This window comes from Nocardia sp. NPDC052112, assembly GCF_040680135.1.
Taxonomy (GTDB): domain Bacteria; phylum Actinomycetota; class Actinomycetes; order Mycobacteriales; family Mycobacteriaceae; genus Nocardia.
Genome location: NZ_JBFAWD010000010.1, coordinates 276,773 through 297,053, shown reverse-complemented (window position 1 = coordinate 297,053; position 20,281 = coordinate 276,773). Strand labels below are relative to the sequence as shown.

General features: G+C 67.2%; 21 protein-coding genes. 17 read left to right on the top strand and 4 right to left on the bottom strand.

The features are described 5' to 3' along the window. The first annotated feature begins 387 nt into the window (after nt 1–387). The 3 genes from AB0L58_RS21775 to AB0L58_RS21765 all read left to right on the top strand — a co-directional run bounded on the left by AB0L58_RS21775 (nt 388) and on the right by AB0L58_RS21765 (nt 2,800). Nucleotides 388–774: a cupin domain-containing protein gene (locus tag AB0L58_RS21775; RefSeq protein WP_364389227.1), complete on the top strand. Its 387-nt coding sequence runs from the start codon at nt 388–390 to the stop codon at nt 772–774. Between the two features lie 135 nt (nt 775–909). After that, nucleotides 910–1,455: a flavoprotein gene (locus AB0L58_RS21770; RefSeq protein ID WP_364389226.1), complete on the top strand. Its 546-nt coding sequence runs from the start codon at nt 910–912 to the stop codon at nt 1,453–1,455. Next, the gene (locus tag AB0L58_RS21765; protein ID WP_364389225.1) at nt 1,442–2,800 is read left to right on the top strand and encodes an MFS transporter; all 1,359 of its coding nucleotides are present in this window, start codon (nt 1,442–1,444) and stop codon (nt 2,798–2,800) included. The genes AB0L58_RS21770 and AB0L58_RS21765 overlap by 14 nt, the downstream gene beginning before the upstream one ends. A 458-nt stretch (nt 2,801–3,258) precedes the next feature. On the opposite strand, the gene AB0L58_RS21760 is transcribed toward AB0L58_RS21765, so the two are convergent. After that, on the bottom strand, nt 3,259–3,516 hold the full coding sequence (locus AB0L58_RS21760) for a hypothetical protein (protein WP_364389224.1): 258 nt from the start codon (nt 3,514–3,516) through the stop codon (nt 3,259–3,261). Between the two features lie 130 nt (nt 3,517–3,646). Here AB0L58_RS21760 and AB0L58_RS21755 point away from each other — a divergent pair, with 130 nt between their 5' ends. The 8 genes from AB0L58_RS21755 (at nt 3,647) to AB0L58_RS21720 (ending at nt 12,023) form a co-directional block, all read left to right on the top strand. Further along, on the top strand, nt 3,647–4,066 hold the full coding sequence (locus AB0L58_RS21755; RefSeq protein WP_364389223.1) for a PIN domain nuclease: 420 nt from the start codon (nt 3,647–3,649) through the stop codon (nt 4,064–4,066). A gap of 279 nt (nt 4,067–4,345) precedes the next feature. Next, nucleotides 4,346–5,572: a cysteine desulfurase family protein gene (locus AB0L58_RS21750; protein ID WP_364389222.1), complete on the top strand. Its 1,227-nt coding sequence runs from the start codon at nt 4,346–4,348 to the stop codon at nt 5,570–5,572. Then, nucleotides 5,572–6,687 (top strand): tRNA 2-thiouridine(34) synthase MnmA, encoded by a 1,116-nt coding sequence (gene mnmA, locus AB0L58_RS21745; RefSeq protein ID WP_364389221.1) that lies wholly within the window; start codon nt 5,572–5,574, stop codon nt 6,685–6,687. The genes AB0L58_RS21750 and mnmA overlap by 1 nt, the downstream gene beginning before the upstream one ends. 44 nt (nt 6,688–6,731) lie before the next feature. Then, entirely contained in the window at nt 6,732–7,739 is a 1,008-nt protein-coding gene (locus tag AB0L58_RS21740; RefSeq protein ID WP_364389262.1) for a methionine synthase, read from the top strand. A gap of 80 nt (nt 7,740–7,819) precedes the next feature. Next, nucleotides 7,820–7,975: a hypothetical protein gene (locus AB0L58_RS21735; protein ID WP_364389220.1), complete on the top strand. Its 156-nt coding sequence runs from the start codon at nt 7,820–7,822 to the stop codon at nt 7,973–7,975. 77 nt (nt 7,976–8,052) lie between these two features. Next, nucleotides 8,053–10,152, top strand: coding sequence for an NAD-dependent DNA ligase LigA (ligA, locus tag AB0L58_RS21730; protein WP_364389260.1), 2,100 nt, complete (start codon nt 8,053–8,055; stop codon nt 10,150–10,152). Nucleotides 10,153–10,236: 84 nt separating this feature from the next. Then, entirely contained in the window at nt 10,237–10,935 is a 699-nt protein-coding gene (locus AB0L58_RS21725) for an SDR family oxidoreductase (RefSeq protein WP_364389219.1), read from the top strand. Further along, nucleotides 10,932–12,023 carry an S-adenosylmethionine:tRNA ribosyltransferase-isomerase gene (locus tag AB0L58_RS21720; RefSeq protein WP_364389218.1) on the top strand — a complete coding sequence of 364 codons (1,092 nt, stop codon included), beginning with the start codon at nt 10,932–10,934 and terminating at the stop codon, nt 12,021–12,023. Before AB0L58_RS21725 ends, AB0L58_RS21720 begins: the two co-directional genes overlap by 4 nt. Here AB0L58_RS21720 and AB0L58_RS21715 read toward each other — a convergent pair. Then, nucleotides 12,010–12,375: a hypothetical protein gene (locus AB0L58_RS21715; RefSeq protein ID WP_364389217.1), complete on the bottom strand. Its 366-nt coding sequence runs from the start codon at nt 12,373–12,375 to the stop codon at nt 12,010–12,012. The genes AB0L58_RS21720 and AB0L58_RS21715 overlap by 14 nt on opposite strands. Before the next feature lie 177 nt (nt 12,376–12,552). Between AB0L58_RS21715 and AB0L58_RS21710 the strand changes: the two genes are divergently transcribed. From AB0L58_RS21710 to AB0L58_RS21695, 4 genes are all read left to right on the top strand, one after another. Further along, nucleotides 12,553–13,797 (top strand): ATP-binding protein, encoded by a 1,245-nt coding sequence (locus AB0L58_RS21710; RefSeq protein WP_364389215.1) that lies wholly within the window; start codon nt 12,553–12,555, stop codon nt 13,795–13,797. Between the two features lie 106 nt (nt 13,798–13,903). Then, nucleotides 13,904–14,092, top strand: coding sequence for a hypothetical protein (locus AB0L58_RS21705; RefSeq protein WP_364389214.1), 189 nt, complete (start codon nt 13,904–13,906; stop codon nt 14,090–14,092). 82 nt (nt 14,093–14,174) lie between these two features. Beyond that, entirely contained in the window at nt 14,175–14,519 is a 345-nt protein-coding gene (locus AB0L58_RS21700; RefSeq protein WP_364389213.1) for a hypothetical protein, read from the top strand. A gap of 122 nt (nt 14,520–14,641) precedes the next feature. Further along, a complete protein-coding gene (locus AB0L58_RS21695; protein WP_364389212.1) occupies nt 14,642–15,151 on the top strand; it encodes a GNAT family N-acetyltransferase in 510 nt (169 codons plus the stop codon). 6 nt (nt 15,152–15,157) lie between these two features. On the opposite strand, the gene AB0L58_RS21690 is transcribed toward AB0L58_RS21695, so the two are convergent. Further along, nucleotides 15,158–15,808, bottom strand: a complete 651-nt coding sequence (locus tag AB0L58_RS21690; protein WP_364389211.1) for an amino acid-binding protein — start codon at nt 15,806–15,808, stop codon at nt 15,158–15,160. A gap of 261 nt (nt 15,809–16,069) precedes the next feature. Here AB0L58_RS21690 and gatC point away from each other — a divergent pair, with 261 nt between their 5' ends. Together gatC and gatA are read left to right on the top strand one after the other, a co-directional pair. Next, a complete protein-coding gene (gene gatC, locus AB0L58_RS21685; RefSeq protein WP_364389210.1) occupies nt 16,070–16,369 on the top strand; it encodes an Asp-tRNA(Asn)/Glu-tRNA(Gln) amidotransferase subunit GatC in 300 nt (99 codons plus the stop codon). Then, on the top strand, nt 16,366–17,892 hold the full coding sequence (gene gatA, locus AB0L58_RS21680; protein WP_364389209.1) for an Asp-tRNA(Asn)/Glu-tRNA(Gln) amidotransferase subunit GatA: 1,527 nt from the start codon (nt 16,366–16,368) through the stop codon (nt 17,890–17,892). Before gatC ends, gatA begins: the two co-directional genes overlap by 4 nt. A 652-nt stretch (nt 17,893–18,544) precedes the next feature. Here gatA and AB0L58_RS21675 read toward each other — a convergent pair. Beyond that, a complete protein-coding gene (locus tag AB0L58_RS21675; protein ID WP_364389207.1) occupies nt 18,545–19,786 on the bottom strand; it encodes an SGNH/GDSL hydrolase family protein in 1,242 nt (413 codons plus the stop codon). Nucleotides 19,787–20,281: the final 495 nt, after the last annotated feature.

The following is a 20,281-nucleotide window of genomic DNA, read 5'->3' as shown; positions in this document are numbered from 1 at the left end:
CGACCGTTCCGGCGCAGGGGCTCCGGCCATCGAGTTGCCGAGTCTGCGGTGTCGACAGACTGATCGAAGGACACGGTCACGAGGCCGACCGGGCGATTGCCCGGCCGGCCTCCGCCGTTTCGGCCGCGAATCGCTTCCCACAATAGATTTCGGTGTTGTGAGCAGCGCGGATATCCCGTGAAACGTGCGTGAGACGCGGGTGAAAGGCATCGCCCGGATGATTGTTCGCAACCGCACCGACCGGCTGGGAGGAGCTGGCGCGGAGCGGAGAACAGGATCTATTTCGCGGGGAGGATATCCATGTCCAGCAGCGTCCGTCGGTGCGTTGGATTCATCGGTGCGGCAATCGGTCTCGCTATATTGTCGACCTCTGCGACACTGCCCGCAGTGGCCACGCCGAATGTCGGTGTGACCGGCGAGCAACTCAGCAAGGCGACTGTCACCGAGCCGATCCATATCGCTCCGGACGGCCCCGTCGATGTCCAGTTCTCCGTGCTCACCTTGGCCCCCGGCGGCAGTGTCGGCTGGCATTCGCATCCCGGTGACGTACTCGTGAATGTCGCCGACGGCATCGCAACTCGATATGAGGCCGACGACCGGCAGTGCGCACCAACCACATTCGGCGTCGGTCAGGGGTGGGTCGAGCACCCGCGCCATGTACACACCGTGCGCAACGAAACCGCCGAACCGCTGATGCTCGATGTCGTCCTCGTCACGCCCGCCGGCCAACCATCCGGCATCAGCGAACCGGACCCCGGCAACTGCCGGTTCTGAAACCCGAACTCGCACAAACGAAAGGAGGTAATCCCATGATCGAGACAGGAGTCGACGACGGCCCGACCTGCTGAAACCGAGGGGATCGCCCGTGCGTACCGGGCGATCCCCGCTTCCATCCATAGGAGATCAGTCATGCGCCATGGCGCGCTCGTGGTGATCGCCGCAGGCTCCAGCGCATCCCTGGTCCTGCCGCTCTATCTGACCGAACTTCGTAAGACCCAGCCCGGCGAGATCGTCGTGCTGCTCACCCGCAGCGCGGAGCGATTCGTGCCACGGGAAGTCGTCGGCTGGTTGGCCGACGAAGTCATCACCTCCGACAGCCCGACCCTCAATCCGGTCGAACTCGCGCTGACCTCGAACGGCATCGTGGTGCTCCCGGCCACCGCGCATCTGGTCGCCGCGTCGGCGCTGGGACTGGCGTCGACGCCCGCGACAACCACACTGCTCGCTGCGCCTCGACCCTGCCTGTGGTTTCCACATATGAACAAGGTCATGTGGGACAAGCCGGTGATCCAGCGGCATGTGGCGACTCTGCGGGCGGCGGGCGAAACGGTGGTGGAGCCGGAATCTCGTGTCGTGTACGAGATGTGGCGTGGGGCGCGCGGGGACGGCGTGTCGATGGTGCCGCCGGACAAGGCGGCCGTCATCGTGCGCGAGTGGTTCGATGAGCACACGTAATGTATTGCGGCAGCGCGATTTTCGATTGCTCCTCGGCGGTCAGACGGTGTCGATGGCAGGGGATGCTCCTGCGGTGCTCGCGCTCACCTTCGTCGTGTTGGAGATCGGCGGATCACCTGCTGCGCTGGGGGGCGTCCTCGCCGCCCGCTTCGTGCCCCTGACCGGATTGCTGTTGCTCGGCGGGGTGCTCGCGGACCGGTTTCCGCGTCGCGAGTTGATGATCGCGGCGGATTTCACCCGCGCGGTCACCCAGGCCGTACTGGCCGTACTGCTCGCATTCGGGGCGGCTCAGCTGTGGCAGATCATGGTGTTGCAGGTGATCTACGGCGGCGCGCAGGCACTGTTCACTCCGGCGTTGGGAGGCATCGTCGCGCAACTTGTGCCTGCCGACTCACTGCGCGCCGCGAACGCGCTTGTCGCCATGTCGAGCAGCCTGCTGCGTGTTGCCGGCCCGGCGCTGGGTGCGGTGCTGATCGCGGCGGCGGGGCTCGGTGCGGCCGTGGCGGTGGATGCCGTCACCTTCCTGATCAGCGCGGTTGTCCTGCTCGGGGTCCGTCGCCCGGCCGCCGACGAGCGGACGACGCCGGAACCTCTATTGATCGCACTGCGAACCGGCTGGCGCGAGGTGGCCTCCCGCGCCTGGCTGTGGACCTCGATAGCGAACTTCACCGTGTTCAGCGCGGTGGCGGTGCCTGCCGTACTCGTGCTCGGGCCGCAAGTCGCGCAGCTGGAATTCGGCGGTCCGGACGGGTGGGCGGTGATCATGGCAACATTCGCCGCGGGTGCCGTGCTCGGGAGCGCGGTCGCGCTGCGCATATCCGCTGCCCGCCCGGCCGCGGTCTGCGCGACACTGCTGGCTGTCGCGGCGGCACGTCCCGCGCTGCTGGTCAGCGGGCTCGGTCTGTCGATCATCGGCGTCTACAGCGCGTTGTCCGGAGCCGCCGTCTCGATGGCAATGGTGTACTGGCGCACACTCTTACAGGAGCGGATACCGCTGGCGGTGCTATCTCGCGTCAGGTCGATCGATGATTTCGGCTCGACGCTGCTCACACCCGTCGCCTACCTCGCCACCGGTCAGCTGGCGGCTTATGCCGGGCTGCACGGGGGAATGGTGCTGCTGACCGCGATCGCGGTCGCCGCCAGTGTCGCGACCATCGCCGTTCCCGCCGTTCGCCGCGTATCCGGCGGCAAACCTGCCGCGCCGCTCGGCGATGTCGCCGTGCGGGTCGCGGCCATGTCGGAGGTCCGCAGTCCACATGTCCGGAATCCATTGGACGCCAACACTATCCACAGGAATGCTATCGGTGGGTTCGCTGCCGATCACAGTGGTGAATCGTCGGAGTAAATCGAGGCGACGGCCACCGGCGTACCGGAGCCGGCCGAGGCGCAGCCGCAACGTCTCTCGCGACGGTTGCGACCGTTCCGCCGTCGGGGCTCCGGCCATCGGGTTGCCGAGAGCGCTTCGGCAGCGTCGACAGACTGATCGAAGGGCGCCGCCACGGGTCCGGTCGACACCCGCGACCGTTGGCCAGTGCGGGTTGACCGCGTACGCAGTCAGCGATCCCGGCTACCTCCACGCGCATCCAGGAAATGCCCACATGCGACGCTGAGATCGTCGCCGAGCATTTCGACAACTATGCCAGCCGCAACCCCCCGAGCTGGCACGGCTGCGCGATCACGCCCGAGAGTCTCCGGACCATTTACAGGATGCGAGCCGACCGTGTACCCATACCGATTGTGAGACTTGCGGCCAGGATGATGACGGTCCGAGGTAACCGGCTGACGAAACCTACCGAGCGGCACTCACTCCCGCGCAGCGCCGTCCGGCCAGACGATCTCGACTGGCATGCCGCGCTCACGGGCAAGCTCGACCGCCGTGCCGGTGCTGCCCGGCTGACTTGCATCCCCATCCCACACCGCGACTAGACGCGTACACGATGACAGCATGGCTTCGTTCGCGGCTTCGTACGCCTCCCTGCCAGCGTCGTCGAAGTCCATCACGTGCACCTTCGACGCGCTGCTGAGCAGCTTGTCGAACAGTTCGGCATCGTCCGGTTTCACCTTGCGTCAACGCCGCGTTGCGGGAAGTCGGCCAGCGGCTGGTCCGCATGCGCGCCCTCGCCCGGCTCGGCGAGATGGCCGACCAGGGTGAGTTCGACGAGTTCCTCGGGAACAAGGCGGCCTACCGTCGGTGACAGTAGCCATCTACCTCATCGATACCTCTGGGCTGTTCCGGATCCTGCAGGAGCCGTGCCGGAAGGCGTGGGCCGATCAGTTGGCTGCCGGAGTGATCGCCACCTGCCCGATCGTAGAGCTAGAGTTCCTGTATTCGGCGCGGTCCCTGGCCGATCGTCTGGAGAAACAGCGGTTGCTGCGCGACTTGTTCGGTTGGACGCCGATGTCGGATCGATCCTACGAACGAGCCGGCGAGGTTCAGCAACTGATGACCGAGTGCGAAGCGCATCGTTCGGCCGGTCCAGTCGATTTGCTCATCGCGGCCACCGCGGAACATCATCGGCTGACCGTCCTATGCGACGACAAGGAATACCGGACCATCGCCCGCGTGACCGGCCAGCCAGTGGTGTTCGTGACGGCGGCCGATCAGCCCTGACCGGGATCTGCTACGCCGGTCACCCTGGTACGTCGGCACTGCGGCGGCATCGGTTGGTCTCCAAAGCGTCGATCGACGACCGAACACGACTCACCGAAGACGATCGGCCCGCTCGGAATGCCGTGGGATGGTGCGCTGACCACCGGGGATGCACCGGGCGGGGAATACCGGAAGGTGGTCGACGGGTTGCGCATCGTGGGTGAGTCGCGGACAAAACAGCGAAAGCGGCGAGATACCCCGAAGATATGCAGGTCAACGGTGGGATAGGCTTTGACGGTCATGAAGTCGGCTTTTGCGGGTTCGGTCCATGGGGCGCCCCAGACGGTCTACCTCGATCATGCGGCGACCACTCCGATGGTGCCTGCCGCGATCGAGGCGATGACGGCCGCCCTCGGCATGACGGGTAATGCCTCGTCACTGCACGGTTCCGGACGTGCGGCCCGGCGGATGCTGGAGGAGGCGCGCGAGTCGATCGCCGCCGATCTGGGCGCCCGGCCATCGGAGGTGATCTTCACCTCCGGCGGGACCGAGAGCGACAATCTGGCGATCAAGGGCATCTACTGGGCGCGCCGCGCCGCCGAACCGCGCCGGACCAGAATTATCGCGGGTTCGACCGAACATCATGCCGTCATCGATGCCGTCGAGTGGCTCGAGCAGCACGAGGGCGCGCAGGTGACCTGGCTGCCGGTCGACTCCGAAGGTGTGGTGTCGCCGCGGGTGCTGCGGGCGGCGCTGGCCGAACACGTCGACGAGGTTGCGCTGGTGACCATCATGTGGGCCAATAACGAGGTCGGCACCATCGCGCCGATCGTCGAATTGGCCGCGGTGGCACAGGAATTCGGCGTCCCCATGCACAGTGACGCGATCCAGGCCGCCGCGCAGCTGCCGATCGATTTCGCGGCGAGCGGGCTTTCGGCGGCCAGTTTCGCCGGGCACAAGGTCGGTGGACCGCACGGTGTCGGCGTGCTGCTGCTCGGCAGGCAGGTGCCGTGTGTGCCGCTGTTGCACGGTGGCGGGCATGAGCGCGATATGCGCTCCGGGACTTCGGATACCGCCGCGGCCGTCGGACTCGCCACCGCACTGAACTACACGGTGACCGAGCTGCCGACGCGCACAAAGGAGTTGACCGCGCTGCGGGACGAATTGATCGAGGGCATCCGCGATACCGTTCCGGATGCGGTGCTGAGCGGTCCGGCCGGCGAGCAGCGGTTGCCGGGCAACGTGCACTTCACTTTCCCTGGCTGCGAAGGTGATTCGCTGCTCATGCTGTTGGACGCGGCCGGGATCGAATGCTCTACCGGGTCGGCCTGCAATGCGGGGGTGGCCACCCCGAGTCACGTGCTGATCGCGATGGGCGTACAGCCGTGGCAGGCCCGCGGATCACTGCGCTTTTCGTTGGGGCACACCTCGACTCGCGCCGATGTGGACGCGGTGCTGAATGTCTTGCCCCAGATTGTGGAAAGGGCCAGGGCCGCGGGTCTGGCCGGTGCGAAGGGAGGTGTCTGATGCGGGTACTCGCCGCGATGAGTGGTGGTGTGGATTCGGCCGTGGCGGCGGCACGTGCCGTCGATGCTGGTCATGAGGTGGTCGGCGTACACCTGGCGCTGTCCGCGACACCGGGCACCCTGCGCACCGGTTCGCGCGGTTGCTGCTCGAAGGAGGACGCGGGCGATGCCCGGCGTGCCGCCGACGTGCTCGGCATCCCCTTCTATGTCTGGGATTTCGCGGACCGTTTCACCGAAGACGTGATCGACGATTTCGTCGCCGCCTACGCCGCGGGGGAGACCCCGAATCCCTGCCTGCGCTGCAACGAGAAGATCAAGTTCTCCGCCCTCGCCGACCGTGCGGTGGCACTCGGCTTCGACGCCGTGGTCACCGGCCATTACGCGCGGCTCGAGGACGGTGTGCTGCGCCGTGCCGTCGACGCCGACAAGGACCAGTCCTATGTGCTCGCGGTGCTGACCGCGCAGCAGCTGTCGCGGGCCATGTTCCCGGTGGGTGACACCCCGAAGCCGCAGATCCGCGCCGAGGCGGCCGAGCGCGGGCTCGCGGTGGCGAATAAGCCCGACAGCCATGACATCTGCTTCATTCCGTCCGGTGACACCAGGGCCTTCCTGGGTGCGAAGATCGGCATCCGGCCGGGTGCGGTGGTCGATGCCGACGGACAGGTGCTCGGCAATCACGAAGGTGTGCACGGGTTCACGATCGGTCAGCGCAAGGGGCTCGGTCTGCCGGGTCCGGCCGCCGACGGTAAGCCGCGCTATGTCACCGAGATCGATCCCGACTCCGGCACCGTCCGTGTCGGTTCGGCCGAGGATCTGCAGGTGTGGACCGTCCAGGCCGACCGCGCCATCTGGACTTCCGGTGCGGCGCCGGCGGGGCCGATCGAGTGCGTGGCGCAGGTGCGCGCGCACGGTGGTACCGCACCGGCCGTGGCCGAGGCGGTCGACGACGGGCTGATCGTGCGCCTGCGCGAGCCGCTGACCGGTGTGGCCCGCGGTCAAGCGGTCGTGCTGTATCGCCCGGATGCCTTGGGCGATCAGGTGATCGGTAGCGGCACCATTTCCGGTACGTTGCGCGCAGCGTCGGAATCGGTGCCGAGCGCGAGCACCGCGCAGTGACCGAATTCGCCGCGGAATCGGGCGCGGTCGAGGCGAGGACGCGCATTCCCGGTGGGGTCGCGACCGCGATCGGATCGTGGCCGGGTACGGATTCGCGGGAGGCCGCGGCCACCGTTATCGGTGAGCTACCGGATCTACCGCATCTGGTCGAATTGCCGGGGCGCGGTGTGGGTTCGGACATGATCGGCCGTGTCTCGGCGCTGTTGGTGGATATGCGATTCGACACCACCACACGGGGTTATCGGCTGGCGGCCAGGCCTGGTGCGGTCTCGCGGCGGGCGCGTGATCTGCTTCGGTCGGATCTGGATGCGCTCGAAGAGGCCTGGGCGACAGCCGGTTCGGCGGGCACGGTGAAGCTGCAGGCCACCGGTCCGCTGACCCTCGCGGCGCAACTCGAACTACCTGTCGGGCATCGTGTGCTCACCGATTCCGGTGCGGTGCGCGATATTTCGGAATCCCTCGCCGAGGGTCTCGCCCAGCACGTGGATGAGGTGCGTAAACGCCTTGGCGCGCAAGTCGTGCTGCAACTGGACGAACCGGCACTGACCGATGTGCTGACCGGCTCGCTTCGCGGCGTGAGCGTGCTCGACACGGTGCGCGCGGTCCCCGAACCGGAAGCGCTGGCGGTGTTGGATGCGGTCATTACCGCACAGGCTGCTCCCGTCCTGGTCCACACCTGCGCCGAGGTGCCCGCCCTGTCCTTCCTGCGCGGCAGCGCGGCCACCGCCGTCGGCTTCGATGCGGCCACCATCACCTCCCGCGCGCTCGACGATATCGGCGAAACCCTCGACGCCGGAAAGCAATTGGCCCTCGGACTGATTCCGACGGCGCCGCCTGGCAAGCCGCCGACCTGGCGCGATATCGCCGAACCCGGCGTCCGCCTCATCGACCGCCTCGGCCTGGGGCGCTCCGTGCTGGCCACTCAGATCCTGGTCGCCCCGGCCTGCGGCCTGGCCGGTGCCTCGCTGGAATGGGCCCGCCAAGCCCTCCGCCTCGCCGCCGAGGTGGCCCGTGCCTACGCCGAAGAGCCGGAATCGCTCGACTTCTCCTGACGCCTCGGCGCGCGGACGGTGTTGCCGCCGTTCGATCGGCGGGTTCCGGTGCGTGCACCGCGCTGCGCGATGCGGCGCGGTTGACCGCCGCGCTGACCGACGCCGCCGCGGATGGCGATCCGATCACCGCATTGCGTGCGTACGAAACGGCGATGATCGACTACGGATTCGCGGCGGTACGGGCGGGCGCGATCAACGGGCAACGTCACCTCGGACCGGACCCGCTACCCGGTTAGTCCGCCGCGACGTGCGGGAATGTGGCGGTGACTTGTCGGTGGGCTCGACTAATGTGCGATGCGTGAGTGACACCGACATTGCGGCGGACCCGGCTACGGCAGAGCAGCGGGTGGAGTGGCAGCGGCTTGCGGACGAGGTTCGGGAGCACCAGTTCCGGTATTACGTGCGGGACGCGCCCATCATCTCCGACGGTGAATTCGACAAGCTGCTGCGGCAACTGCAGGCGCTCGAGGATGCACATCCGGATCTGCGCACGCCCGATTCGCCGACGCAGCTGGTCGGCGGTGGATTCGCGACGGATTTCACGGCTGTGGACCACCTCGAGCGAATGATGTCACTGGACAATGTCTTCGACTTCGACGAGCTGCGCACCTGGGCGAGCCGGGTCGAGGCCGAGACGGGGTCGGATCTGCACTATCTGTGCGAAGTGAAGATCGACGGTGTCGCCCTGAACCTGGTCTACGAGAAGGGGCGGTTGGTGCGCGGCGCGACCCGCGGCGACGGGCGCACCGGCGAGGACGTCACGCTCAATGCGCGCACCATCGAGGATATCCCCGGCGAGTTGACCGCGACCGCGGAGTTCCCGATCCCGGACCTGCTCGAGGTGCGCGGCGAGGTCTACTTCCGGCTGGCGGATTTCGAGACCCTCAACGCCGCGATCGTGGCCGAGGGCAAACCGCCGTATGCGAATCCGCGCAATACCGCGGCGGGTTCGCTGCGCCAGAAGGATCCGGCGGTCACCGCACGGCGTCGGCTGCGGATGATCTGCCACGGCTTCGGACGCATCGAGGGTTACACCCCGGCCTCACAGCACGAGGCCTACCGCGCGCTCGCCGCTTGGGGTCTGCCGGTCTCCGAGCACACCAAACTGGTGCAGGGCATCGATGCGGTGATCGAGCGCGTCAATTATTGGGGCGAGCATCGGCACGATATCGAGCACGAAATAGACGGCCAGGTGATCAAGGTCGACGAAATGGCCTTGCAGCGCAGGCTCGGTTCGACCTCGCGCGCCCCGCGCTGGGCCATCGCCTACAAGTACCCGCCCGAAGAGGCCACGACCAAACTGCTGAATATCGAGGTGAATGTCGGGCGCACCGGCCGGGTCACCCCGTTCGCGGTCATGCAACCGGTCTCCATAGCGGGCTCCACGGTCGCCATGGCCACACTGCACAATGCCTCCGAGGTCAAGCGCAAGGGCGTGCTCATCGGCGATACCGTGACCATCCGCAAAGCCGGTGACGTGATTCCCGAGGTGCTCGGCCCGGTGGTCGACGCGCGCACCGGTGCGGAGCGCGAATTCGTCATGCCGACGCATTGTCCGGAATGTGGCACCGAACTGGCGCCGCAGAAGGAGGGCGACGCCGATATCCGCTGTCCCAACCAGCAGTTCTGCCCGGCACAGCTGCGGGAACGGGTATTCCATGTGGCCGGGCGCGGTGCGTTCGATATCGAATCGCTCGGTTACGAGGCCGCCAATGATCTGCTGAAGTCGGGCGCGATCACCGACGAGGGCGATCTGTTCGACCTCGACGAGGCGCGGCTGCTCACCACCACGCTGTTCGCCAATAAGGACGGCGGCCTGTCCGCGAACGGTAAGCGCCTGCTGGAGAACTTGCAGACCGCCAAGAATCGGCCGCTGTGGCGGGTGCTGGTCGGGTTGTCCATCCGGCATGTCGGGCCCACCGCGGCGCGGGTGCTGGCCAGGGAATTCGGCAGTCTCGATCGAATCCAGGATGCCGCGGTGGAGGAGTTGGCCGCCGCCGACGGGGTCGGTCCGACCATTGCCGCCGCCGTCGCCGAATGGTTCACCGTCGATTGGCATCGCGCGATTGTCGACAAGTGGCGCGCCGCGGGTGTGCGGATGGCAGATGAGCGCGACGAGTCCATCGAGCGCACCCTCGAGGGTCTATCGATCGTGGTAACAGGGTCGCTGGAAGGGTTTTCCCGCGACGGCGCCAAGGAGGCGATCCTGGTGCGCGGCGGTAAGGCCGCGGGTTCGGTCTCGAAGAAGACGGCATTTGTCGTGATCGGTGACTCGCCGGGTTCGAAGGCCGCGAAGGCGGAGGAACTCGGTGTGCCGATCCTCGACGAGGACGGATTCCGCAAGCTGCTCGAGGCGGGCCCCGCGGCGGTGACGCCGGAGACAGCCGAAGAGGACGCCGAAGCCGAGGAGTAGATATGCGGTCGGCGAACGATCCTTGACCTGAACTTCACTTCAGGTATGACGATCGACTGGTAGGCAACTATCAGGAGATTCGAAATGACTCACCGCTCTACCGCTCTGATCACCGGTGCTTCGGCGGGATTCGGGCTCGCTCTTGCGCGTTCGCTCATCGGGCGCGGCTGGCGGGTAATCGGTACCGCCCGCCGCGCCGACCGGCTCGCCCGGACAGGGGCCGAACTCGGCAAAGCATTTCTCGCGGTGCCGGGCGATATCACCGATCCGGCGCATCGCGCCGAACTGGCCGAGACCGCGCGCGAATTCCGACATCTCGACCTGGTCGTGAACAATGCGAGCAGGCTCGGGCCGAGTCCGATGCCGCGGCTGGCGAACTATCCGCTCGATCAGCTCGAACTGGTGTATCGGACCAATGTCATTGCCCCGCTCGCGGTTCTCCAGTTCGCCCTGCCGCTGCTCGATCCGGATGGTGTCGCGGTGAGTGTCAGCTCCGATGCGGGCGTCGAACCGTACCCGGACTGGGGCGGCTACGGCTCGTCGAAGGCCGCCCTGGATCAACTCACCGCCATCCTGGCCGCTGAGCATCCGGAGCTGTCGATCTACGCCTTCGATCCCGGCGATATGCGTACCGAAATGCATCAGGCCGCGTTTCCCGGCGACGACATTTCCGATCGACCCGAACCCGAGACCGTCGTGCCCGCGCTGCTGCGGTTGATCGAGCAACGGCCCAAGAGCGGCCGCTATACTGCCGCCGATTTCACCGTGGGGATCGGCCGATGACGACCGCGTTGAACGAATGGGCCGATATCCTGCCGCCCGAGCGAAATGCCGCCGCTCCGCCGGAGGCGCGTGGACTGGCCCGCGACGAGGTACGGATGCTGGTGGCGGCGGATCGTATCACCCACAACACATTCCGCGAATTGCCACGGCATTTGCACGCGGGTGACCTTGTAGTGGTGAACAATTCGGCGACCATGGCCGCCGCGGTCGACGGCACTCTCGACGGCATGCCGGTCACGCTGCATCTGTCCACCTGGCTCAATGCGCTCGTCGACGGGGCGAGTGGTCCACCGGACACCTTCGGCGGCTGCGACGGACTTTGGGTAGTGGAGGTACGCACCCGCGACCGCACGCCTTATCCTCGTGACCTGCACCCGGGCCACGAGATTCAGCTGTCGGAAGGTGCCGCCGCCACCCTGCGTGAACCCTGGCTGCCGGGCGCGCGCCGGCTCTGGATCGCCGAACTCAGTGCGGATCCCACCTGGCTGCTGGCGACCCACGGCTATCCGATCACCTATTCGTATGTGCCGCAACGCTGGTCGCCGTCGTACTACACAACGGTCTTCGGTCGAATTCCCGGCAGTGCCGAAATGCCGAGTGCGGCACGCCCGTTCACGCAAAGACTGGTGCTCGATCTGGTGACCTCGGGCGTCGCGATCGCGCCGATCACCCTGCACACCGGGGTCTCCTCGCCCGAGGCGGGCGAACCCCCGAGCCCGGAGCGGTTCGCGGTACCGGCGACGACCGCACGTCTGGTGAACGACACCAAGGCGGCGGGCGGGCGCGTCATCGCGGTCGGCACCACAGTGACGCGCGCGCTGGAGACCACAGCCGATCGTCACGGAATCGTGCATCCGGCCCGAGGGTGGACCGAACTGGTCCTCGGGACGCGACATCCAGCCAGGGTCGTCGACGGCATCATTACCGGCTGGCATGCACCCGGCGCATCGCATCTGGATCTACTTGTCGCGGTAGCGGATGCGGCCACCGTCCACGAGGCGTATGCCACCGCCCTCGATACCGGATATCTCTGGCATGAGTTCGGCGACAGCGCGTTGCTGTTCGGCCCCGACGCTAGGAGGGGCTGATGCTCACGGTCGAGTCGAGCTGACCGGCGATGGTGACCCGTCCGCACTGACCGTTGCTGAGATCGAGATGGTCGGTCCTGGTCTTGGTCCGGCTCTTCTGGACCGTGGTGTCGACGATGACCTGGACCCTGCCCACCGAGCACACCTTCACGAGTGCCGGTGTGCCGTCGAAACTGTAGGTGCCGCCACTTTGGCAGGTGTTGGTCTCGTCGTGGAAGAAGATCCGGGCGGTACCGTCCGGACAGGGCGCCTCCGCGGTGGCCTGCGGTGGGCCGAGTACGACCAGCGGGCCGACTGCGAGCGCGGCCGCGACAGAGCTGCGGGCCACTAGACGACGAATCGTCGATTCCATCGTTGAACCATCCCTCATCAATACATATCCGGCAGATGCCAACGGATAGCCGCGGCGCCTGCATGGTATCGCGCGACGTGCGCATTTGTCCGCCGGAAGCCCGGCGGCGAGGGCTGTCCCGGCCGGTGACGCGGGTGCGGTGTCGCGGTCCGGCGAGCGAACCGACAGGATGGCGGGATGCTGCGCAGTTTTCAGGTGACGAATCACAGATCGCTGGCCGAACGGCAGGACTTGCGTTTGAGCCGGGGGAGCGGGCCGGTGGCGGTACCGGTGACGGCGGTGCACGGCGCGAGTGCCGCGGGCAAGACGAGTCTGGTCGATGCGCTGGGGCAGATGCGCGATGCCGTGCTGAATTCGGTGACCGGCTGGGATCCCTACGCGGGGCCGGTGCGCGCACCGCACCGCGGATTCCCGGATCGCCCTTCGGAATTCGTGGCGAGCTTCGTCGCCGAGGGTGTGCCGTACACCTATGGATTCCGCTTGGACAATGCGGATGTGACGGCCGAGTGGCTCTACACGCATCCGCGCTCACGTAAGCGAATCGTGTTCGAGCGCAACGGCGAACAGATCAAGATCGGTCCGATGTTCGAGGCCGCGCGCTACGGTATCGCCGCATTGTTACCGCTGGTCCGGCCGAATGCGTTGCTGCTCAGCCTCGCCGGGCAGATGTATGCCGAGGCGCTGGTGCCCGCGTATCGGTGGTTTTCCGCGATGCTCGAGGTACAGCACGGCGCGACGGATGCGGCGGCGGTCGCGCATCGCCTCGGCAGTCACCTGTCCGCGGCACCGGACCATGCGGTGCGGCTGCTGATGCTGCTGCGCACCGCCGAACTCGGCATTACCGATCTGCTGATCGCCGAACCGGACCCGATGTACGCGGACTATCTGCGCGAACTAGACGCGGATATCGCGGGAACGGCCAAACAGGTGGAGTTGTGTGCGACCTCGCCCGCACATGCTGACCAGTTGCTGCGGGAGAACGGCATCACCGAGGTCATGCTCGAACGCGAGTTGAGCAATCTGAAGGCGGCACGCGATGCCCTCTACACCCGGATGGTCGAGCGTCGCGGCGTCGGCCTCGGACTGGTGCACACCGGCATCGACTCCGCCTTCGATATCACCGAGGAATCCGCAGCCACCCTCTCGATGCTGCGTTTGCTGCCCACCATGCTCGACGCGCTGGACTCCGGCCGGGTGCTCGCGATCGACGATATCGGCACACATCTGCCGGCCGAGGAGACCGATCGGCTGATCCAGCTCTTCCAGAATCCGGAAACCAATTCCCGGGGCGCGCAACTGATCTTCACCACGAACAATCGCTCGTTGATAGATCGCACGAATGGTCGGTCACAGCGCACCCGCACCGCCGTCTGGCAGATCCGCCGCACCGATTACGGCACCAGCGAACTCGCCGCGCTGTAGTCCGTGGCATCGGCCGCATGAGGCCATTCATCGCTGCCGGTGAGCGTGCTGCGTTGGTGTCGGTCGCTGCCGTGCCCAGAAGTGGCGCGGTTTACCTGGGCCGAGCATGGGTGGCTCGGTGCTGTTCGTGATGCTGGCGAGTGTGCTGCGCTGGCGTCGGTTGCTGCCCTGGCTGGCGGTGCCGTGGTTTGTGCTGGGACCGATCGCGGTCGGCGTTGCTGGTTGGTGGGCCGCGCTGGTGTCGCTGCCGTGGGATCGAGCGCGGGTGGTGTGCTGCGGTTGGCGCTACCCATGAGCGTGCTGCGCTGGTGTCCGTCGCTGCCGCCGTGCCGAGCGGCGCGGGCTGTCTGCGCGCCCGGACCAATAGCATGGTCGCCATGGTGCAGTTCGCAATGCTGGTGATCATGGTCGGCGCCTTGGTGGCGGTGGTCATGCTCTACTTGCGTGGGCGCAACGAGGTCCGGCTGATGAATCCCGAGACGGGGACGCTGTATGTCACCGGAGTGAGCCCGCGGCCCGACGCTATGGGCGAGCAGTACGTGACCATCACCGGCAACCTGACCGGTCCGTCGGTGCCCGGCACCGTGGTGTACGGCCGCTTTGTGTGGGACGTGAACAGCTGGCCCGCCATCGGGGATCTGATCCCGGTCGTCTACCCCTCCGGCAAGCCGGAACGCTGGCAGATCTCGCATCCGGGCGGGCGTCCGGGGCTCGGGTCCTGACCCGCCGCGAGGTGCGGACCGACTGACCTGTCGCGTCGGCGCGCCCGCCCGGCCCTGCGGTGCGGGTCTCGACCGACCGGGTTGTTGCGCAACGGCTGCTCGGGCGGTGGGAGGATGCCGGTATGGATGTGCAGGGCTCTCAGGTCGTCATTCGGGACGCTCGCCCCGACGAATATGACGCGGTCGGTGACCTGACGGTCGAGGTCTACGTCGGCGAGGGCTACGTTCGCTCCGGCAGCCCGTATGTCACCCAACTCGCCGATATCACCCACCGCGCGGGTGCGGCGCAGGTGCTGGTCGCCGTGCACGACGATCGGGTGGTCGGCTCGCTGGCGGTGGCCCGCCCCGGCACACCGTATGCCGAGATCGCCCGACCGGGGGAGTTGGAGTTCCGGATGCTCGCCGTGTCGAAGTCGGCGCGCGGGCTAGGTGCGGGAACGGCGTTGGTGCGCACCGTGCTCGAGACCGCGCGCGCCGAATCCTTTGCCGCCGTGGTGCTCACCACGATGCCCGCCATGGTCGACGCACGGCGGATCTACGACAGATTCGGTTTCGTCCCGGTGCCGGAACGGGATTGGAAGACCGAGGCGGGCGAGTGGCTGTCGGTGCTGCGGCTGGATCTCTCGGCCTGATCGGTCTCAGCCCAAGACGGTTGCGACGATCCCGGCGAGATAACCGAGCCGTGCGATCTCCGAGGGCCGGAAGTCGGGTCCACCGGGTCGTCCGAGCAGCAGCACCTTGCCGGTATTGCCGAGCGGCGCGGCGGCCAGTTTGGTGTCCATATCGCGCCAGATCTGCGGCACCCAATCGCCCTCGGGATCCAGCACGGCAGGTTTCTCCAGCGGCATCCACGGTGCCGAACCGGCCTGCGTCTGCGGTGCACTCTGGCTGCCGACGACGCGGTAGGCGCCCTGCGGCCCGATATCGATGATGGTGCTCCAGCCGACGCGCAGCACTCGCGGCACACCGTCGACGAGCACCTGCAGCCGATCGTCGCGTGCGCTGGCGACCTGATCGATCAGCTCGAGTTCCCGGTGGGTGTCCAGCACACCGGAATATGGGCGGATGGAGTCCACATGCACATCGCCGATCGATTCGGCGGCCGTGATCAATGTGTCCGGTAGCGCACCCTGCGGAACCTCGACCACGAGATCGTCGACCGCGAATCCCGCACCCCGCTCGACCACGTCGAGGGAGAGGATGTCGGCGCCGACGGAGCCCAGTGCGAGCGCGAGCGCACCGAGGCTTCCCGGTCGATCCGGAAGTTGCACGCGGAGCAGGTAAGACACGCGCGTTCCTTTCCTTGGCGGCCGAGGCTGTGAAACGGATACCCGGGTCACGCAATACTTACACCCCTGAGTCCGGGTTATCGACTCGAAGTGCGGCCAGTGACGGATGCCACATCGTGAATTCGCGCGGCCGCGGCGTGTCACGCTAGCCGGTGGGGTGTGTCGTCGCATGTGCGGCTCCTGTGAAAATTACACAGTGGGGAGTCGCTAGGCTGTTCGGTGGCCGTTCACCAAGCTCAACCATGCCGAAAGGGGTCCGCGGTGCCCGCCATCTCCCGCGACGAGGTCGCACACCTCGCCCGGCTGTCCAGGCTCGCCCTGTCCGAAGCCGAACTCGATCAGTTCGCCGGTCAGTTGGATTCGATCCTGAGTCACGTGCGGACCATCTCCGAGGTCGCCGCCGCCGATGTGCCGGCGACCGCGTCGCCGAATCCGGCGACCAATGTGACGCGTCCGGATCAGGTCATCCCGTGCCTGACCCCAGCGGAGGCGCTCTCGGGCGCTCCGGCGGTCGAGGACCAGCGGTTCCTGGTTCCGCAGATTCTGGGAGAGGGCGAATGAGTTCAGCATCGCGTAGCGATTCCGTGGGGGGTGGCGGTCGGGCGACGGGTGGGCGCGATCTGACCGCATTGTCGGCCGCCGAGCTGGCGGCGAAGATCCATAGCCGCGAGGTCACGTCGGTGGAGGTCACCCAGGCGCATCTGGATCGGATCGCCACCGTCGACGGTGAGTACCACGCATTCCTGCACGTGGCCGGAGACCAGGCGCTCGGTGCGGCCGCCGCGGTGGATGCCGCGCTCGCCGCGGGCGAGACGCCCGCCTCACCGCTGGCCGGAGTTCCGTTGGCGCTCAAGGACGTTTTCACGACCACGGATATGCCGACCACATGTGCCTCGAAGATTCTCGAAGGCTGGGTCGCGCCGTACGACGCGACGCTGACCAGCCGGCTGCGCGCCGCGGGCATCCCGATTCTCGGCAAGACCAATATGGACGAGTTCGCGATGGGCTCCTCCACCGAGAACTCGGCCTTCGGTCCGACCCGGAATCCGTGGGATACCACCAGGATTCCGGGTGGTTCGGGCGGCGGCTCGGCGGCCGCGCTGGCTTCGCATCAGGCGCCGCTGGCGATCGGTACCGACACCGGCGGCTCGATTCGGCAGCCCGCCGCGGTGACCGCGACCGTTGGCACCAAGCCGACCTACGGCACCGTCTCCCGGTTCGGTCTGGTCGCGTGCGCGTCATCGCTGGATCAGGGCGGGCCGTGTGGTCGCACCGTGCTCGATACCGCGCTGCTGCACGAGGTGGTCGCCGGGTACGACCCGCGCGATTCCACCTCCCGCAATGTGCCGGTGCCGCCGGTGGTCGCCGCGGCCCGCGAGGGCGCCAAGGGTGATCTGCGTGGCGTGAAGGTCGGTGTGGTGAAGGAACTACACTCCGACAGCTACCAGCCGGGCGTCATCGCATCGTTCGATGCGGCCGTCGGCGTGCTGAAGGATTTGGGTGCCGAGGTCGTCGAAGTGTCTTGTCCGCACTTCGAATACGCGCTCGCCTCCTACTACCTGATCCTGCCGAGCGAGGTGTCCTCGAACCTGGCGCGCTTCGACGCCATGCGCTACGGACTGCGCGTAGACGACGACGGCAACCACAGCGCCGAGCAGGTCATGGCCGCGACCCGCGCCGCCGGATTCGGCCCGGAAGTCAAGCGCCGCATCATGATCGGCACCTACGCGCTCTCGGCCGGATACTACGACGCCTACTACGGTCAGGCGCTCAAGGTGCGCACGCTGATCGCCCGCGACTTCGACAAGGCCTATGAGCAGGTCGACGTCCTGGTCTCCCCGACCAGCCCGTTCACCCCGTGGAAGCTGGGCGAGAAGGTCGACGATCCGCTGGCCATGTACCTGTCCGATCTGTGCACGCTGCCCACGAATCTGGCGGGGCATGCGGCGATGTCGGTGCCGTCCGGATTGAGCAAGGACGACGGGATGCCGGTGGGTTTGCAGATCATGGCGCCCGCGCTGGCCGATGATCGGCTGTACCGCGTCGGTGCGGCGTATGAGGCCGCGCGCGGGCCGATCGCCTGACAAGAGCTGGCCTGGGCGCCCATTCGTCTCGATCACCCACGTGAATTCGAGAGGAATGGGCGCTCGGTACCGCCTGGCCTGCGAAACCCACAGCGCGCCATAGAAATTGGTGTCCATCCGGGCGCGAATCCCGGTGGTCTCTTTGGCCTGCCCGGCCTGCCCGAGTCCTATGCCGACGCCATCCTCGAAGCCGCACTGGCCCACCTCGCGTCCTGACCGCCGTGTGCCCCGGCATCGGTGCCGTCACGACAGTCGTATTCGATGCCGACCTCGCCCGTTGGTGCCGACCGGTCCGCAGGCGGGGATCCACAGCCAGCTGGCTGTGGATTCCGAGATAGCTTGTGGATCAATGTGATTCGGCGGGCCGAGCGCTCGGGCCGCCGGGGATGCCGGCCTGCTCTCCGTCAGCCCGCTGGCCGGGATCCGCAGCTGACGCGGAGGCGATCCCGACAAAGGGGTGGATCGGAGTGTTCGGTTGGGTGGTGATGATCTGGGCCTGCTCTCCCGCCTGGCTCGCCGGCCGGGAAACGCATCGGATTCGCGGTGCGGCTATCCCGAGATAGGTTGTGGATCAAGGTGATTCGGCGTACCGCGCACGTTCGGGTGGTGATACGGCCATGCCCTCCCCCGGTTGGGTGGAGGGCAGCGCGGGTCAGCGGATGTCGGCGACATCGATGGTTGCGGCCATGGTGCGGTACCCGGCGTCGTTGGGGTGCAGGTGGTCGCCGCTGTCGTAGGCGGGGGCCAGGCGGTGCGGGTTGGTCGGGTCGGCGAGGGCGGCGTCGAGGTCGACGACGTCGTCGTATTCGCCTGCCGTGCGAATCCATTCGTTGACCGCGAGGCGTTTGGTTTCGGCGGCTTCGTTGAAGTAGGGCGAATCGCCGAAGGGGAGCAGGGTCGCGCCGAGGACCCGGAGTCCGGCGTCGCGGGCCTGGCGGATCAGGTCTCGGTAGGTGGCGATGAGCTGTTCGGGGGAGACGTCGACGACGGTGTCCGCTGCGATCGCACCGGAGCTGAGGCCGATGTCGTTGGTGCCCTCCAGGATGATCACGGTGCCGACACCGGGCTGGTCGAGCACATCGTGCCGGAAACGGGTCCGAGCGCTGTCACCGAGCCAGCTGGAATCCACGGTGACGCGATTGCCGCCGATACCCTCGTTCAGCACGGCACGCGGTGTGCCCGCCGCGTCCAGGCGTTCGGCGAGTTCGTCCGGGTAGCGGTTGTCGGCGTTACCCGTGGAGCCGACGCCGTCGGTGATCGAATCGCCGAAGGCCACCACGGCGGAGCGCGGCGGTGCGAGATTCGCGACTTCGACGCCCGCCAGGTAATACCAGGATTGGCTGGTCTCGGTGAAGGCCGCGGCGGTCGCGTCGGCGCGGTGGTCGCCGTTGGCCCGGTAGGTGGTCGCGAAGGACTGGGCGTGCTGGGTCGCCGGGCCGGTCGGTTCGGCCAGGTACAGGGTGATGGTGACCGACTCCAGCGGCGCCAGCGGCAACACGGCCGGATCGGTCACCAGATCGGCTCCCGGCGCGATGTGGAACGACGGTGCGAGGCCGACCGTCAGGTTCTGCACCGTCTCCGGACGGATCGCGCCATCGGCGGCGCTGCGGGCAATCGTCGCACCCGCGACCGCGAGCGGTGTCGTCCCGTAGCGGTTGGTCAGCCGCACCCGGGTGGCCAGACCGCCGTCGCTGACCCGAACCACCTGGCGCACCGTCTGATTCGCGAATCCGGTCTCGGCCCAGTTGACTACGGATGCCTTGCTCGGCCGATGCGCGGAGGTCGCCCAGACTGTCGTCCAAACGAATGGCTTCGGCGGATTCGCGCCCGCGGTACCGACCGTGGCGGGCAGTAGCAGCAACAACAGCGCTACCAGGGCACGAACTGAACGCACGAAGAAATCCCTTCTCTTGCGGTGGATCCGATCCGTTTCATCGAACCGCCCACACAACCACCCGACCCGGACCCGCATTCCCCCACCCGGCCTTTACCCGGACGAGACCCTGATCACACTCCTGATCCACCATCAACCCCCGCGCACGCCCGGCAACTCGAGATGTCGCAACGGCGATCGTCGGTCCACACACTCCCACACCCGTCTGTGCGAGCGCGGCTCGGGATAGCTCAGGGTTCGGTGTCGAACTCGAACTGCGTGTCTGCGCGCGGTCGATCCGCCCGTTCCCGCAGACGCTCGCTCGAGCGTGTGCCGGGATTTCGCACGACTCCGAGCCGTGCTTTGGTTGCCCGCGCTGGCACGGTCGACCGGCGTCGCCGCGGACATTCGTCCGATAGCGGGCCATGGTCTCTCGAGGCTCGGCATCGACTCCGAGTTCCGCCCGGTGCGGTCGACACATGCGCCGATGCGAATGCTCGTACGAGAGCGGCTCGG

Bases quoted from the DNA above. Each gene is read 5' to 3' on its own strand.
- AB0L58_RS21705 (WP_364389214.1), top strand. From the start codon at position 13,904: ATGGGTGGCTCGGTGCTGTTCGTGATGCTGGCGAGTGTGCTGCGCTGG.
- AB0L58_RS21770 (WP_364389226.1), top strand. From the start codon at position 910: ATGCGCCATGGCGCGCTCGTGGTGATCGCCGCAGGCTCCAGCGCATCC.
- AB0L58_RS21715 (WP_364389217.1), bottom strand. From the start codon at position 12,375: ATGGAATCGACGATTCGTCGTCTAGTGGCCCGCAGCTCTGTCGCGGCC.
- AB0L58_RS21695 (WP_364389212.1), top strand. From the start codon at position 14,642: ATGGATGTGCAGGGCTCTCAGGTCGTCATTCGGGACGCTCGCCCCGAC.
- AB0L58_RS21700 (WP_364389213.1), top strand. From the start codon at position 14,175: ATGGTGCAGTTCGCAATGCTGGTGATCATGGTCGGCGCCTTGGTGGCG.
- AB0L58_RS21765 (WP_364389225.1), top strand. From the start codon at position 1,442: ATGAGCACACGTAATGTATTGCGGCAGCGCGATTTTCGATTGCTCCTC.
- AB0L58_RS21710 (WP_364389215.1), top strand. From the start codon at position 12,553: ATGCTGCGCAGTTTTCAGGTGACGAATCACAGATCGCTGGCCGAACGG.
- gatA (WP_364389209.1), top strand. From the start codon at position 16,366: ATGAGTTCAGCATCGCGTAGCGATTCCGTGGGGGGTGGCGGTCGGGCG.
- AB0L58_RS21720 (WP_364389218.1), top strand. From the start codon at position 10,932: ATGACGACCGCGTTGAACGAATGGGCCGATATCCTGCCGCCCGAGCGA.
- AB0L58_RS21750 (WP_364389222.1), top strand. From the start codon at position 4,346: ATGAAGTCGGCTTTTGCGGGTTCGGTCCATGGGGCGCCCCAGACGGTC.
- AB0L58_RS21725 (WP_364389219.1), top strand. From the start codon at position 10,237: ATGACTCACCGCTCTACCGCTCTGATCACCGGTGCTTCGGCGGGATTC.
- mnmA (WP_364389221.1), top strand. From the start codon at position 5,572: ATGCGGGTACTCGCCGCGATGAGTGGTGGTGTGGATTCGGCCGTGGCG.